The following is a 14,494-nucleotide window of genomic DNA, read 5'->3' as shown; positions in this document are numbered from 1 at the left end:
CGTACCAACGCGGCGCTCCACTGCCCATACGGCGCCTCCCGAAACGGCTAGGCTCGACCCCATGGTGCGCATCGGAGCTCACGTCGACCAGGACGACCCCTTGGCCCACGCCGCGGCCCGCGACGCCGAGGTCGTGCAGTTCTTCCTCGGGGATCCGCAGGGCTGGAAGGGCCCGGTGATCCCGCCCGGCGCGGACGCCCTGCGCGACTCCGCCGTCGACGTGTACGTCCACGCGCCCTATGTCGTGAACGTCGCCACCGCCAACAACCGCATCCGCATCCCGAGCCGCAAGATCCTCGCCGCTCAGCTGGAGGCCGCGGCGTCGATCGGCGCCAAGGGCCTGATCGTGCACGGCGGCCACGTCGGCAAGGACGACGACCCGCAGGTCGGCTTCGACAACTGGCGCAAGGTGTTCGAGCGGCTCGACCAGCCCATCCCCGTCCTGATCGAGAACACCGCGGGCGGCGACAACGCGATGGCGCGCAAGCTGGAGCGCATCGCCCGCCTCTGGGACGCCCTGGACGGCTTCGACGTGGGCTTCTGCCTGGACACCTGCCACGCGCACGCCGGCGGCGAGGAGCTGATCGGCGTGGTCGACCGGGTGAAGGCCATCACCGGCCGCATCGACCTGATCCACTGCAACGACTCGCGCGACGCCTTCGACTCCGGCGCCGACCGCCACGCCAACCTCGGCAAGGGCACGATCGACCCCGAGCTCATCCTCGCGGTGTGCCGCGCCGCCGGAGCGCCGGTGGTGGTGGAGACCCCGGGTGACGGCCAGGCGGCCGACATCGCGTTCCTGCGCGAGCACCTCTGAGGCGGGGCCTCAGCCTGCCCAGGCCCCGCTGAGGAACGTCAGGGTGTTGAGCACCATCAGCGGCCCCGCCAGCAACGCGTAACCCCACAAGATCGGTCTTCGGCGCACCCCCGCCTGCGCGATCAGGATCCAGATCGGCCACCACAACAGCGCCGAGCGCGGGATCGACAGGTAGTACGACGAGAGCAGCAGCGCGCCGAGCTGCAGCCCGACGTACAGGAACTCGCTCCAGCGCCGCACGGCCAGCAGCCACAGCAGGGCCACCACCCCGAGCACCGCGCCCGCGAGCTCCATGCGGAACGGCCAGGCGAACGGCCCGTCGTTGGTGGCCATCTGCCAGGTGGTCCAGAACGAGTCCCACGGCCACGTCATCGAGCGGCCCCAGCCCGCCTCCTGGGCGTGCTGCCAGGCCAGCCAGTCGCCCGTACGGCTGTACTGATAGGCCGAATACGCCACCAGCGGCACGAACGGGACCAGCAGCCACGGGGCCCGGCGCGCGGGCGGCCGCCGCGCGACGAACTCCACGATCAGCGCCAGCGCCAGGAACAGGCCGGTGATGCGCACGCACGAGGCCCCGGCGGCGAGCAGCCCGGCGGCGATCCAGTTGCCGCGCCGCGCGGCCAGCCAGGCCGGGATCGCGAAGGCCAGGAACAGCGCCTCGCTGTACCCGGCGAGCAGGAACACCGCGGTCGGGCACAGCAGCAGCGCGAGCACGGCGCGCGGGCCGGTGCCGGGCGGGCCCTCCAGCTCGCCGAGCCGCGCCAGCGCGATCATGGCGACCGTGCCGGCGACGAACGAGATCAGCAGCCCCGCGAGCGACCAGTCAGAGACGATCATGTGCACCAGCCGCAGGGCCAGGGGCATGCCGGGGAAGAAGGCCGGCAGGCCGAGATCCGGCGGCGTGCCGGGGACGCCGTCGTAGCCGTGCTTCGCGATGTCCACCAGGTGCTTGGCGTCCCAGTGCGACCACCGATCGAGGAACGAGCTGGTCTTGTCCTCGGCGAGCACGCCGATCCACACCGCCGCCGCGATGACGAGCCCGGCCCGTGAGAGCGTCCACAGCAGGATCGCCTCACCGGTGGCCGTGCCGCGGCCACGGGGAGAGGGCGCGACGGCTACGGCCACGGCCTCCTGAGGGGAGGTCTGCACACAGAGGAGAATAGATGGTCATCCCGGACTCCCGATTAGATTTCGGCAGCCAAGTGACCCACCGCACAGCCGACCGAATCATGCGATCGCCCCGGCGACGGCGTGCGCCGACGGCCGGGGCGATCGTGAAAGTTTCGTACGCCGACGGGATCAGGCGGGCGTCGCGGGCGCCTCTTCGCGCGCCGCGGGCGAGTCCAGGCGTAGCACGAAATGATCGGGCGCACCGTCCAGCACACCGCCCACCGGGTCGTCCAGGCCGTCCTGACGGATCACGTCGTGCTCCGGGCGCAGGATGTCGCGCACCACGAACGCCGCCAGCAACGCGATGGTCAGGGCCCGGCCCCACACTGCGGTGTAGTAGGTGACGTCGCTGATGCCGAGCGCCTCGTTGCCCGGCTGGATGCCGACCAGGTAGAGCCAGATCGCGAAGAAGTACCAGCACTCGGCGATCTGCCAGAGCAGCAGCGGCTTCCAGTTGGGCCGGGCCAGCACGGCGAACGGCACCAGCCACAGCACGTACTGCGGGGACCACACCTTGTTGGTGACCATGAACGCGGCCAGCACCAGGAAACACAGCTGCATGAGCCGGGGCCGGGTGCGCGCGGTGAACGCGAGCACCGCGATGGCCGCGCACATCAGGCCGAACGACACGATCCCGAGGGTGTCCAGCCGGGCCGCGTCCCCGAGGAACGGCCACTGCTTCATCTGGAAGAAGTACCAGAGCGACCCCCAGTCGGCGCCGCGCTCGCTGCTGAAGACGTAGAACCGCTTCCAGCCCTGGAAGGCCAGCAGCATGTACGGAAGGTTCACCGCCACCCAGGTGATCACCAGGCCCGCGACGGTGTACAGGAACGCGGGGAACTTCCTGGCACGCACCGAGAGCAGGAACAACGGGCCGAGGAAGACCACGGGATAGAACTTGGTGGCCACCGCCAGCCCGAGCAGCACCCCCGCCAGGAAGTGGTGTTTGCGGGACCAGGCGAGGAAGGCGCCGAGGGCGAGCGCGCCGCACAGCAGGTCCCAGTTGATGAAGGCGGTGAGGATCAGGGCGGGCGCAAGGGCGTACCACGCGGCGTCCCACGGCCGGCGCTGCAGGAGCGACAGCTTCGCGAGGACCACCACCCCGACGACCAGCGACACCGCCATGAGGAGCACGGTGAGGTCGTAGAACCACACCCCGGGCTCGCTCAACCCGGCCACAATGCGCTGGATCACCCACATCAGCGCGCCGATGCCGACGGGGTACTCCACCGGGTGCCCGAAGTACGGCGCCAAGCCCTGGTCGAGCTTCTCGTTCCACCACAGCGGATAGATGTCGGTGTAACAGAAGTTCAGGAACTGCTGGGTGCCGTCGTTCCAGGCGCCGCCGAACCGGCAGGGCGCCTTCCACAGGTAGGCGAGCACCGCCCCTGCCGTGGCCAGGAGCGCGAGGGGCACGAACGGCGCCACGGCCCGCGCCACGGAACCGGACGTTCCCGGGGCGTACGTCGATCGGTTCATGACCTCATCCCATCACCATGTCCCGGCACCCCGCTGGCGCCGGGACCCCACGATGATGCCTCACCGGGACGGTGTGCGTCGTCCGCCCGTCGGAGCCGGGTCAGGGGTGGGCGGTGGCGTGGACGCCGTTCCGGGCGCGTCGCCCCCGAACGGGTCGGGGTTGCCGTTGTTGTTGCAGGCGTCGTCCCACGGCAGGCAGCCTTCGCCGCCGCCACCGTTGTCGTCGGGCTGGCCGTCGTCGGTCGGGAACCCGTCGTCGGGGAACTCGTCCTGCGGCGTCGGGGTGGGCGTCGGCGTCGGCTTGGGCGCGAGGTCGAGCGGGCTCCCGATGTTGGACGGGTCGGGGAACTCCGCGACCTTCCTGCCCTTCATGGCCTCGGCCATGAACGCGCGCCACACCCGGGCCGGGACGGTGCCGCCGTCGAAGTTGTTGCCCAGGGACAGCTCGGCTCCGCTCTTGCGGTTCTCCTTGTACATGCCGACCGAGGCGGACAGCTGCGGGGTGAACCCGACGAACCAGGCTTCCTTGTTGTCGTTGTTCGTCCCCGTCTTGCCGGCCACCGGACGGTCGGACAGCGCCGCCGCCGTCCCCGTGCCGCCCTTCACCACCGACTGGAGCGCCACCACCGCGTCGGCCGCCACCTCTTCGGCGATGACCTGCTTCGGCGTCTTGTCCTCGGAGATGATCTGGATCTTGTTCGGGTCGATGACCCGGATGACGGTGTGCGTCGGGTAGTGCTTCCCCGCGTTGGCGAAGATCGAGTAGCCCGCCGCCTGCTCCACCGGGGTCACGCCGGCGCTGCCGATCGAGAAGAGGTACTTGTGGTCGGCGACGCTCTTCTCCATGGCGTCCTTGCTCAGCCCGGCGTCCTCGGCGATGCGCTTGACCGCGTCCAGGCCGACCTCGAAGCCCATCTGGCCGAAGGCCGTGTTGATGGAGTGCTGGGTCGCGTAGATGATGTTCATCGACGACGGGGTCGAGTGCCCGTTGGAGATCGGGGTCGTTCCCTCCAGCTTGAGCGGCTGCTTGCCCGTCACGTAGCTCTTCAGGCTGTGCCCGGCCTCCAGCCACGCCGCCAGCACGTAGGGCTTGAACGCCGACGCGGCCTGCTTGCGCGCCTGGAACGCCTCGTTGAACTGGTCGGGGTGCTTGCCGAGGTAGTTGTTGCCGCCGTAGAACGCCACGACGCGCCCGCTCGTCGGGTCCACGGCGGCCAGGCCGGTGTGGACCTCCTTGGGCAGCCCGGCGGTGGTCTGGTTCACCGCGGTCTTGGCGGCCAGCATGAGCTTGCGGTCGAAGGTCGTGTAGATCTTGTAGCCGCCGGTCTCGATCTGGCTGCGCGGCAGGCCCTTGGCCTCGAGCTCCTTGAGCGCCTCGGTGAGCATGTAGCCGCGCAGGCCGCTGAACGCCGAGGAGTCCTGGCGGGAGCCGGGCTTGGGGAACTTCAGGGTGGTGGGGTAGGCGCCGTACTTCTGCGGGTCCAGCTTGGCCATCTGCTTGAGCACGTAGCCGAACCGGAACTGGGTGCCGGAGAAGTTCTTCTTCTCCTCCGCCGTGTCGAACGCGCCCGGCTGCTGGATGCGTCCCGCGAGGTACACGCCCTCGGCCGGGGTCAGCTTCTTGACGCCGTGGCCGAAGAACTCGTTGGCGGCGGCCTCGATGCCGTAGGTGTTGCGGCCGAAGGGGATGATGTTGAGGTAGTACTCGAGGACCTTGTCCTTGCTCCACTCCTTGTCGAGCTTGATGGCGATGAAGATCTCCTTGATCTTCCGCTTGAGCTCCCGCTCCTGGCTGAGGCCCTTGAAGTAGTTGCGCGCCATCTGCTGGGTGATGGTGGACGCGCCCTGCACCTGCTCCCCGGTCGCGGTGTTCCACGCGGCGCGCACCAGGCCGGTGAAGGAGATGCCGTCGTCGCTGTAGAAGGTGTCGTTCTCCGCGGCCACCACGGCGTCCCGCACGTACTGCGGTACGTCGTCGAGCTTGACGGCGCGGCGCTCGATGCCGAGACGGGCCATGTAGGTGCCGTCGGCGTAGTAGAAGGTGCTGCCCTGCGAGACGGCCGCCTCCTGGGCGTCCTTCTCGGTCGGCAGCTGGGTGTTGGCGTAGGCGACGGCGATCATGCCGAAGACACCCGCCGTGAGCACGACGGAGCCGACCATCACGATCTTCCAGTTGGGCAGGAAGCGCCTCCAGCCCCTGCGGCGGGGCGACTCCCCACCCTTCGCCGCCCGTCGCCGGCCGGGACCTCCCGGCCCGCCGGGCCCTCCGGAACCACCCGGGCCCCCGGGACCCTCCGGCCCGCCAGGACCGCCGGGACCGCCGGGACCGCCACGGGCGCGACGGCCGGGCCGTGCGCCCGGGTCACGGCTGAGGGCCGTCTCCGCCGGGTCGCGGCGCTCGGTGCCTGCCAGGTCACGACGCTCGGTCGCGGCCGGATCGCGGCGCTCGGTCGCGCCGGGATCACGACGGGGGCCGCCGGGGGCGCCGGAGCCGCCAGGACCGCCGCCGGGGCCGTGGGCCGCGGCGGAGCCGCCGCCGACCCGCCCCATCGACTGGGTGTCCTCGTAGGCCGCCTCGGCGCGCCGGGGACGTGGTCCGCCCGCGGGCGCGCGACGCTCGCCGCCCGCCCGGGGGTCGCCCGCCGCCCGGCGGTCGTTCATCCGGGGGTCGTTCATCCGGGGGTCGCCGCCCCGCGGCGCGGGCTCGCCCGCCGGACGGCGCGGCTGCTCGCCGTACCGGTCCGGAGGCGGCTGTGGCGCCGCGCGGTCGCGGTTCTCCGCGCCGGGCGGCGCGGCGCGCCGCCCGGGTGAAGGTTCCTGCGACCAGCCCGGTGGCGGGGCCTGGTGTCCAGCGGTGGGCGCGCTCCCCTGAGTAGAGCGACGGCGCCGCCCCGGACGAGCTGATGAACCGGATCCCTCGGCTGGGCCGGGGCGGCCGGTCGGCTCGGGGCCAAAGCTGCTGTAACTCACGCGTCCTCGTCGGGTCATCTGGCGATCTGGAGGTCTTCGACGTCTGTGCGGCAGGCGGGTAACACGCGCCTTGGGAAACAGGAGAACTCGGGTCGCGGGCCGGCTACCTCTCCACGATCCGCCGGTCCGTTTCGGAGTCGCCCGGTGGCCCATCAGTGCCTAGGACGAAGGAGACCGTCAGGTGATTCCATGCACAACCTTGGCAGACCTCAACAACGTAGACCCGGAATTCCGGGTATTCGCGAGCCATCTGAACAAGGTCTGACGTTGCCTTTACGCGTCCCGCGGCCCGGCCGAGCTGGTCACCGTACACGTATGTGACATGGGTCACGTTCTGGTGCTCACATATGGGGCATCTGCGCTGGGTGGGCTCGCCGTGGTACCTGGCCGCGCGCAGAAGGTAGGGATGAGCATCGCACACATCACGCCTGGTCGCGCGACCGGAACGCAGCGACTGGACCGTCGCGCGCTTCGCTAGGCCGTAGTCCACGACCCGTCGCTGTGACCACATGAGCGTCAGACTACGACTTTTTTCGCTTTTCAGGCCAACCGCTTGACGACTTTCTCGATTGCGGAGTATGCCGCCGCGACGTATCCTGAGGATGTATCGACTCGATACATCGGCGGAACACATCACCGCGAGAGGGGGCGGTTCCAGTGGCGGCAGGACGAAGCAGTGAGCTGGAACTTGCCGTGCTCGGCTCGCTCAACGAAACCCCGCTGCACGGCTACGAGCTGCGCAAACGGCTCAACGCCCTGCTCGGCATGTTCCGGGCGTTCTCCTATGGCTCGCTCTATCCGTGCCTTCGGCAGTTGCTCGCCGACGGGCTCATCGCGGAGGAGCCGCCGGAGGACGGTGGCTGCGGAACCACGGTCAAGGGCGAAGTCGCCCCGCCGCTCACCGGCCGCCGGTCCAAGATCGTCTACAAACTGACGGCCGAGGGCAAGGAACGACTCCAGGAACTGCTCACCCAGGCCGGGCCCTCGTCCTGGGAGGACGAGAGTTTCGGCGTCCACTTCGCCTTCTTCCGCCTCACCGAGGCCGAAATTCGGCTGCGCATCCTCGAAGGTCGCCGCAGCCGTCTGGAAGAGCGTCTCGACGGCGTCCGCACCGCTCTCGCCCGAACGCGCGAACGGCTGGACAGCTACACCCTCGAGTTGCAACGCCACGGCCTCGAATCGGTCGAGCGCGAGGTGCGCTGGCTCAACGAACTGATCGATACCGAACGCGCGCAAGCCGTTCGAGCAAAAGCGGAGAGGGCACAGGCGCAGTCAGCCGAGCCCGTTCCTGATGAGACGAACGAGTAAAGGAGCGAGTGCGATGGGTTCCGTGCGCGTAGCCATCGTGGGCGTGGGCAACTGCGCCGCGGCGCTGGTGCAGGGCGTGCAATATTACAAGGACGCCGACCCGGCCATCCGGGTCCCCGGGCTGATGCACGTCCAGTTCGGCGAATACCACGTCGGGGACGTGGAGTTCGTGGCCGCCTTCGACGTCGATGCCAAAAAGGTCGGCCGCGACCTCTCCGAGGCGATCGTGGCGTCCGAGAACAACACCATAAAGATCTGTGACGTACCGCCCACCGGCGTCACCGTTCACCGCGGCCCCACTTATGACGGTCTCGGCGAGTACTACCGCGAGATGATCGAGGAGTCCGACGAGGCTCCCGTGGACGTCGTGGCCGCCCTGAAGGAGGCCCGGGCCGACGTGCTCGTGTCCTACCTTCCCGTGGGCTCGGAGGAGGCCGACCGCTACTACGCCCAGTGCGCCATCGACGCGGGCGTGGCCTTCGTGAACGCGCTGCCGGTCTTCATCGCCTCCGACCCCGTGTGGGCGCAGAAGTTCACCGACGCCGGGATCCCGATCATCGGCGACGACATCAAGTCCCAGGTCGGCGCCACCATCACGCACCGCGTCATGGCCAAGTTGTTCGAGGACCGCGGGGTCGAGCTGCTGAGGACGTACCAGCTCAACTTCGGCGGCAACATGGACTTCATGAACATGCTGGAGCGCAAGCGCCTCCAGTCCAAGAAGATCTCCAAGACGCAGTCGGTCACCTCGCAGATCCCGCACGAGATGGCCAAGGCCGACGTGCACATCGGCCCGTCCGACCACGTGCCGTGGCTGGACGACCGCAAGTGGGCCTACGTCCGCCTGGAGGGCCGTTCCTTCGGCGACACCCCGCTGAACCTCGAGTACAAGCTGGAGGTCTGGGACTCGCCCAACTCCGCCGGCGTCATCATCGACGCCGTGCGCGCCGCGAAGATCGCGATGGACCGCGGCATCGGCGGGCCGATCCTGTCGGCCTCCTCGTACTTCATGAAGTCCCCGCCGGAGCAGTACTCCGACGACGACGCCCGCGAGGCCGTCGAGAAGTTCATCCGCGGCGAGGTCGAGCGCTGACGGGCGCGCCCGCCGCCGTCAGCCGGAAGCCCCGGCGCGCGCGGCGGGCGGCAGCTCCGCCGGGTCGCCCACGGGCCACGCCGACGGGTCGGGACCGAGTGCGGTGAGAAGGGGAACCTGCTCACCGCACCACGGGGATATGGCGAGAAGCCCGCTCGTCAGGTCGTCGGCGAACTCCTTCCACGGCATCCACCGTGCCGCCCCCACCTCGTCGGGGTTGGGCCGCGGGTCGCAGGAGACAACGGCGCGGTAGACCGGGCACATCTCGTGCTCCACGGTGCCGTCGGCCATCACCGCGCGGTACGCGAAACCGGGCAGGATCAGCTCGATGCGGTCGGCGGCCAGGCCCAGCTCGTACCCCATCCGGCGGGCCACCGCCTCGGCGGGCGGCTCGCCCGGCAGCGGGTGACCGCACACGCTGTTGGTCCACACCCCGGGCCAGGTCGCCTTGTGCGAGGCCCGGCGGCTGAGCAGCACCCTTCCCTCGTCGTCGAACACGTAGCACGAGAACGCCAGATGCAGCGGCGTGTCGGTGCCGTGTACGGCGGCCTTCGGCGCGGTGCCGACGGCCTCGCCGGCGGCGTTCAGCAGCACGACATGTTCGTCATGGGTCACGTGACCGAGGTTACGTGGCGGTGCCCGCCCACCGGCACGAAGCCGCGGCCCGGCGCGTCGTAGCTGCTTTCTCCCTGGTGAGGAAAAACTCACCCCGGGTGGATCAGGTCTCATCCCCGCCGGTCGGCGCCGTGGGAAATGGGGTCTTCACCCACTCTTGGCGGCATATCGGGGATGTTCCCGATGTGACCCAGGGCACCCGGCCAGTAGGCTGACCCGCGTGTCTTTCGTCTCCGACCTCCGCGTCGTCCTCCGAGGCCGGGACTTCAAGCGGCTTTTCGCCACTCGCCTGGTCTCGCAGTTCTCCGACGGCGTGTTCCAGTTCGCAGTGGCCGGATACGCCTTCTTCACCCCCGAGAAGCAGACGAGCGCCACCGAGGCCGCCGTCGCGTTCGCGGTGCTGCTGCTGCCGTACTCCATCCTCGGGCCGTTCGCCGGAGTGCTGATCGACCGCTGGTCGCGCCGGCAGATCCTCGTGATCGCGCCGATCGTACGCGGCGGGTCCCTGCTGGTCGCCGCGCTGCTCGTCGCGCTGAACGCCCCGGACCTCGTCTTCTACGCCACCGCTCTGGTGGTGCTCGGCGTCAACCGCTTCTTCCTGTCCGCGCTCAGCGCCGGGCTGCCCCACGTGGTCGAGGGCGAGCGGCTGCTGCTCGCCGCCAACGCGGTGACCCCCACGTCGGGCACCATCGCCACGTTCATCGGGGCGGGCTCGGGGTTCCTGCTGCGCATGCTGTTCGGGCCCGCGCACAGCGGCACCGCGCTGATCCTGGTGGTGTCCGGCGTGCTGTTCGGCCTGAGCGCGTTCGTGGCCGCCACCATGGCCCGGGACCTGCTCGGCCCGACGTACGACCCGCGTCTCCCGCAGGCGCGCGAGGCGGTCCGCAACGTCCTCACCGGTCTGGTGGACGGCGCCCGCCACGTGCTGCACAAGCGGTCCCCCGCGGCGGCGCTCGGCGGCATGGCCGCCCACCGTTTCATGTACGGGCTCACCATCGTGATGACCGTGATGCTCTACCGCTATTACTTCACCACCGACGTCGAGGCGGGCCTCAGCGAGATCACCGGCGTGCTCGCCACCTCGGGCGCGGGGTTCTTCGTGGCGGCGCTGATCACTCCGTGGGCCACCGAGCGGTTCCGTCCCGAGGGGTGGATCCCCATCATGCTGGCCACGGGCGGCGTGCTCGAGCTGGCGCTGTGCCTGCCGTTCCACCAGGCGGGGTTCCTCGCGGCGGGCTTCGTGCTCGGCGTGACCGGGCAGAGCGTCAAGATCTGCGCCGACACGATCGTGCAGCGCGACGTCGAGGACGTGTACCTCGGGCGGGTCTTCTCGATCTACGACATGCTCTTCAACGGCATGCTCGTGCTGGCCGCGACGGTCGCCGCGTTCCTGCTCCCCGCGAACGGCAAGTCCTACGTCGTGCTGGCCGTCGCCTCGCTCGGGTACGTCGCCGCCGCCGTCGTCTTCCGGCTGTTCACCGGCGGCGCCATTTCGCGCCGCGCGCCCGAGCAGCTTCCCCAGCAGTAGCCCTAGGCGGGCAGGGCCGCGGCGGCGGCCGACATCGCGTCCGTGACGGCCGCCAGCTCGGCGGGCGTGATGCCGTACGGCGGCATCGTGTAGATCAGCCGCCCGAACGGCCGCAGCCAGACGCCGTGGCCCATCACGATCTCCTGCACCTTCGCGACGTCCACCGGCGCGGCGGCCTCGACGACCCCGATCGCGCCGAACACCCGGACGTCCGCCACGCCCGGCGCGCGCGCCGCCCCGGCCAGCCCGGCGGCCAGGCCGTCCTCGATCCGCCCGACCTCCTGCCGCCACGGGCGCTCGGCCAGCAGGTCGAGCGAGGCGCCGGCCACGGCCGCGGCCAGGGGGTTGCCCATGTACGTCGGCCCGTGCATGAGCACGCCGACCCGCTCGGCCACCTCCTCGGCGCACAGGGTGGCGGCCATGGTGAGGTATCCGCCGGTGAGGGCCTTGCCGACGCACATGATGTCCGGCCGGACACCCGCGTGGTCGCAGCCGAACATCTCGCCGGTGCGGCCGAACCCGGTGGCGATCTCGTCGGCGATGAGCAGCACGCCGTGCTCGTCGGCCAGCTCGCGCAGCCTGCGCAGGTAGGCGGGGTGGTAGAACCGCATTCCGCCCGCGCCCTGCACCACGGGCTCCACGATGATCGCCGCGAGCTCGGGGGCGTGCCGGGCCACCAGCTCGTCCAGGTGGGCAAGGTAGGCCGGGTCGGGCGGGGCGGCGTCGCGCTCCCCCGCCGGCCCGAGGTGCCGTCCGTGGTCGCAGGGGGGCGCGTCGGCGAAGACGTGCCGGGGCAGCAGATCGGTGAACAGGTGGTGCATGCCGTTCACCGGGTCGCAGACCGCCATGACGCCGAACGTGTCGCCGTGGTAGCCGTTCCTGATCGTGAGCAGCCGGCCGCGGCCGGTGGCCTGGACGGCCATCTTGATGGCGACCTCGACGGCCACCGAGCCCGAGTCGGCCAGGAAGACCTTCGGCAGGCCGCTCAGCTCGGCCAGCCGCACCGCCAGCCGCACCGCGGGCTCGTGGGTGAGCCCGCCGAACATCACGTGCGCCATCACGTCGAGCTGCTCGCGCGCGGCGGCGTTGAGGCGCGGGTGGTTGTGGCCGTGGATGGCCGCCCACCACGACGACATGCCGTCGATCAGCTCACGGCCGTCCGCCAGGGTCAGGCGCACGCCGTCCGCCCCCGCCACCGGGTGGGCGGGCTCGGGCGGGGTGGCCCCGGCGTACGGATGCCACAGATGCGCGCGGTCGAGGTCACGCAGCGTGCCGGCGTTCACCCGGCCACCCTAGCGCGGCCCGCCGGGAGAGCCGGCGGGCCCGGCCTCAGTCCTTCCCGACGCCCCGCTCGCGGCCCCAGTGGAGCAGGGCCTCGGTGGCGGCCTCCGCGCCGACCACGCCCTTGTCCAGGCGCATCTCCAGCAGGAACTTGTACGCCTCGCCCACGACCGGGCCCGGCCGCACGCCGAGGATGCGCTGGATCTCGTTGCCGTCGAGCTCCGGCCGGATCTTGGCGAGCTCCTCCTCCTCGGCGAGGCGGGAGATGCGCCGCTCCAGGTCGTCGTAGGTGCGCGACAGCGCCTGGGCCTTGCGCCGGTTGCGGGTCGTGCAGTCGGCCCTGGTCAGCTTGTGCAGCCGCTCCAGCAGGTGGCCGGCGTCGCGGACGTAGCGGCGCACGGCCGAGTCGGTCCACTCGCCGGTGCCGTACCCGTGGAAGCGCAGGTGCAGCTCCACCAGCTGGGCCACGTCGGCCACCACGTCCTTGGGGAACCGCAGTTCCTGGAGCCGCTTCTTGGTCATCTGGGCGCCCACCACCTCGTGGTGGTGGAACGAGACCCGCCCGCCCTCCTCGTACCTGCGGGTCTTGGGCTTGCCGATGTCGTGCAGCAGCGCCGACCACCGCAGCACGCGGTCCGGCCCGGCCTGCTCCAGCGCGATGGCCTGCTCCAGCACGATCAGGGTGTGCTCATACACGTCCTTGTGGCGGTGGTGCTCGTCGATCTCCAGGCGGAGCTTGGGCAGCTCGGGCAGGACGTGCGCGGCGAGGCCCGTGTCGACGAGCAGGCCGAGGCCCTCGCGGGGGTAGGCCCCGCAGATCAGCTTGTCCAGCTCGTCGCGGATGCGCTCGGCCGAGACGATCTCGATGCGGTCCGCCATCTCGGTCATGGCGGTCACCACGGGCGGGTCGACGGCGAACCCGAGCTGGGCGGCGAACCTGGCGGCCCGCAGCATGCGCAGCGGATCGTCGTCGAAGGACCGCTCGGGCGCGCCGGGGGTGCGCAGCACCTTGGCCGACAGGTCGGACAGGCCGCCGTAGGGGTCGACGAACTCGTGGCCGGGCAGGCGGACGGCCATCGCGTTGACCGCGAAGTCGCGCCGCTCCAGGTCCGCCTCCAGCGTGTCGCCGTAGACCACGCCGGGTTTGCGCGACTTGGGGTCGTACGACTCGCTGCGGTAGGTGGTGATCTCCAGCACCCAGTTGCCCTTGCGGACCCCCACCGTGCCGAAGTCGATACCGATGGTCCAGATCGAGTCCGCCCAGTCCTTGACGATCTCCAGCACCTGTTCGGGGCGCGCGTCGGTGGTCAGGTCGAGATCGTTGCCGATACGGCCGAGGAAGACGTCGCGAACCGACCCGCCGACCAGGGCGAGCTGGTGGCCATGCGCGGAGAACCGGTCGCCGAGTTCATCGGCGACCGGTGCAATCCGCCGGAATAGGTCGATCACTGCCTTCTGCTGACTAACGCTCAGATTTGACACGGACAAGCTGGGTAGGTCCTTCGATTGCGGTTGCGATCCTCCGCACCGGCCTTGGTACGTCCCGCCAGGGGATGTACCCCGGGCGGCCACCGGGTCACGGCTGCGGATCCGTCGGGGGCACCCGCTGAGGACAGGAGCACGAGCGATGAAAGACGCCCTCGCGATCCACCGTTGGCTCCTGTCCCACCAGATCCATCACGAAATCGTAAGGCTTCCCCGGGCGTTAACGTGTGTCGACGATCTCCCCGGCATTCTGGACGTCGACCCCGCCTCCTGTATCCGGGTCACGGTCTTCGAGGTCACCACCCGCGATTCCCGGGGCCCGGTGGCCGTGGTCACCACCGTCGCCGCGCCGCCGCGGCCCGGGACGGTGGGCGCGCTGCTCGCGGCCCGGCGGGTGCGCCCGGCACCCGCGTTCCTCGTCAACTCCGCCACGGACTACGCCGCCACATCGGTGTCACCTCTGCTGCTCCCTCCCGATCTCCCCATGCTCGTGGACGACCGCCTCTCCGACGTCCGCGACCCCGACGAACCACTGTATTCACCGACCGGTGAACGCCGTACCGCGCTGCGCCTGCGGGCCGTCGACCTGCTGACTCTCCTGCCCGGCAAATTCGTGGACCTGCAGGCCGCCAGGCACCGCACGGTCCGGCTGCCCGGCTCCAAGGAGGTACGGCCGGTGGTGACCCCTCCCCGTTGCGGGTCGCCGCCCGCCCGGCTTTAGGCCATACCATTCTGGGCGTGCGCCGAA

12 protein-coding genes are annotated in these 14,494 nt (G+C 70.4%); 5 read left to right on the top strand and 7 right to left on the bottom strand.

Features of this window, described 5'->3' with window-relative positions; all coding sequences use genetic code 11:
• Positions 1-61: 61 nt before the first annotated feature.
• Positions 62-817 (top strand): deoxyribonuclease IV, encoded by a 756-nt coding sequence (locus ACFP1K_RS30740; RefSeq protein ID WP_380759859.1) that lies wholly within the window; start codon positions 62-64, stop codon positions 815-817.
• 9 nt (positions 818-826) lie between these two features.
• Here ACFP1K_RS30740 and ACFP1K_RS30735 read toward each other — a convergent pair whose 3' ends face one another.
• The 4 genes from ACFP1K_RS30735 to ACFP1K_RS30720 all read right to left on the bottom strand — a co-directional run bounded on the left by ACFP1K_RS30735 (position 827) and on the right by ACFP1K_RS30720 (position 6,947).
• The gene (locus ACFP1K_RS30735; RefSeq protein ID WP_380759857.1) at positions 827-1,966 is read right to left on the bottom strand and encodes a mannosyltransferase family protein; all 1,140 of its coding nucleotides are present in this window, start codon (positions 1,964-1,966) and stop codon (positions 827-829) included.
• Positions 1,967-2,116: 150 nt separating this feature from the next.
• The gene (locus ACFP1K_RS30730) at positions 2,117-3,466 is read right to left on the bottom strand and encodes a glycosyltransferase family 87 protein (protein ID WP_380759855.1); all 1,350 of its coding nucleotides are present in this window, start codon (positions 3,464-3,466) and stop codon (positions 2,117-2,119) included.
• Positions 3,467-3,526: 60 nt separating this feature from the next.
• The gene (locus ACFP1K_RS30725; protein ID WP_380759853.1) at positions 3,527-6,127 is read right to left on the bottom strand and encodes a transglycosylase domain-containing protein; all 2,601 of its coding nucleotides are present in this window, start codon (positions 6,125-6,127) and stop codon (positions 3,527-3,529) included.
• 412 nt (positions 6,128-6,539) lie between these two features.
• Positions 6,540-6,947, bottom strand: coding sequence for a DUF5318 family protein (locus ACFP1K_RS30720; protein WP_380759851.1), 408 nt, complete (start codon positions 6,945-6,947; stop codon positions 6,540-6,542).
• A 146-nt stretch (positions 6,948-7,093) separates the two neighbouring features.
• Between ACFP1K_RS30720 and ACFP1K_RS30715 the strand changes: the two genes are divergently transcribed.
• Together ACFP1K_RS30715 and ACFP1K_RS30710 are read left to right on the top strand one after the other, a co-directional pair.
• Positions 7,094-7,744, top strand: coding sequence for a PadR family transcriptional regulator (locus tag ACFP1K_RS30715; RefSeq protein ID WP_380759849.1), 651 nt, complete (start codon positions 7,094-7,096; stop codon positions 7,742-7,744).
• A 13-nt stretch (positions 7,745-7,757) separates the two neighbouring features.
• Positions 7,758-8,837: an inositol-3-phosphate synthase gene (locus ACFP1K_RS30710; RefSeq protein WP_380759847.1), complete on the top strand. Its 1,080-nt coding sequence runs from the start codon at positions 7,758-7,760 to the stop codon at positions 8,835-8,837.
• Between the two features lie 18 nt (positions 8,838-8,855).
• Here the strand turns inward: ACFP1K_RS30710 and idi are convergent, their stop codons facing one another.
• On the bottom strand, positions 8,856-9,452 hold the full coding sequence (gene idi / locus ACFP1K_RS30705; protein ID WP_380759845.1) for an isopentenyl-diphosphate Delta-isomerase: 597 nt from the start codon (positions 9,450-9,452) through the stop codon (positions 8,856-8,858).
• Positions 9,453-9,672: 220 nt separating this feature from the next.
• Between idi and ACFP1K_RS30700 the strand changes: the two genes are divergently transcribed.
• Positions 9,673-10,980, top strand: a complete 1,308-nt coding sequence (locus tag ACFP1K_RS30700) for an MFS transporter (protein ID WP_380759843.1) — start codon at positions 9,673-9,675, stop codon at positions 10,978-10,980.
• 2 nt (positions 10,981-10,982) lie between these two features.
• On the opposite strand, the gene ACFP1K_RS30695 is transcribed toward ACFP1K_RS30700, so the two are convergent.
• The gene (locus tag ACFP1K_RS30695; RefSeq protein ID WP_380759841.1) at positions 10,983-12,263 is read right to left on the bottom strand and encodes an adenosylmethionine--8-amino-7-oxononanoate transaminase; all 1,281 of its coding nucleotides are present in this window, start codon (positions 12,261-12,263) and stop codon (positions 10,983-10,985) included.
• A gap of 46 nt (positions 12,264-12,309) precedes the next feature.
• Positions 12,310-13,749, bottom strand: coding sequence for a CCA tRNA nucleotidyltransferase (locus ACFP1K_RS30690; RefSeq protein ID WP_380759839.1), 1,440 nt, complete (start codon positions 13,747-13,749; stop codon positions 12,310-12,312).
• A 139-nt stretch (positions 13,750-13,888) separates the two neighbouring features.
• Between ACFP1K_RS30690 and ACFP1K_RS30685 the strand changes: the two genes are divergently transcribed.
• Positions 13,889-14,467 (top strand): YbaK/EbsC family protein, encoded by a 579-nt coding sequence (locus ACFP1K_RS30685; RefSeq protein WP_380759836.1) that lies wholly within the window; start codon positions 13,889-13,891, stop codon positions 14,465-14,467.
• Positions 14,468-14,494: the final 27 nt, after the last annotated feature.

It is taken from the genome of Sphaerisporangium aureirubrum (assembly GCF_042658925.1).
In the GTDB taxonomy this organism is placed as follows: domain Bacteria; phylum Actinomycetota; class Actinomycetes; order Streptosporangiales; family Streptosporangiaceae; genus Sphaerisporangium; species Sphaerisporangium aureirubrum.
This window is presented reverse-complemented; position numbering and strand designations above follow the sequence as displayed.

Bases quoted from the DNA above. Each gene is read 5' to 3' on its own strand.
- ACFP1K_RS30740 (WP_380759859.1), top strand. From the start codon at position 62: ATGGTGCGCATCGGAGCTCACGTCGACCAGGACGACCCCTTGGCCCAC.
- ACFP1K_RS30685 (WP_380759836.1), top strand. From the start codon at position 13,889: ATGAAAGACGCCCTCGCGATCCACCGTTGGCTCCTGTCCCACCAGATC.
- ACFP1K_RS30710 (WP_380759847.1), top strand. From the start codon at position 7,758: ATGGGTTCCGTGCGCGTAGCCATCGTGGGCGTGGGCAACTGCGCCGCG.
- ACFP1K_RS30725 (WP_380759853.1), bottom strand. From the start codon at position 6,127: ATGAACGACCGCCGGGCGGCGGGCGACCCCCGGGCGGGCGGCGAGCGT.
- ACFP1K_RS30720 (WP_380759851.1), bottom strand. From the start codon at position 6,947: ATGTGGTCACAGCGACGGGTCGTGGACTACGGCCTAGCGAAGCGCGCG.
- ACFP1K_RS30730 (WP_380759855.1), bottom strand. From the start codon at position 3,466: ATGAACCGATCGACGTACGCCCCGGGAACGTCCGGTTCCGTGGCGCGG.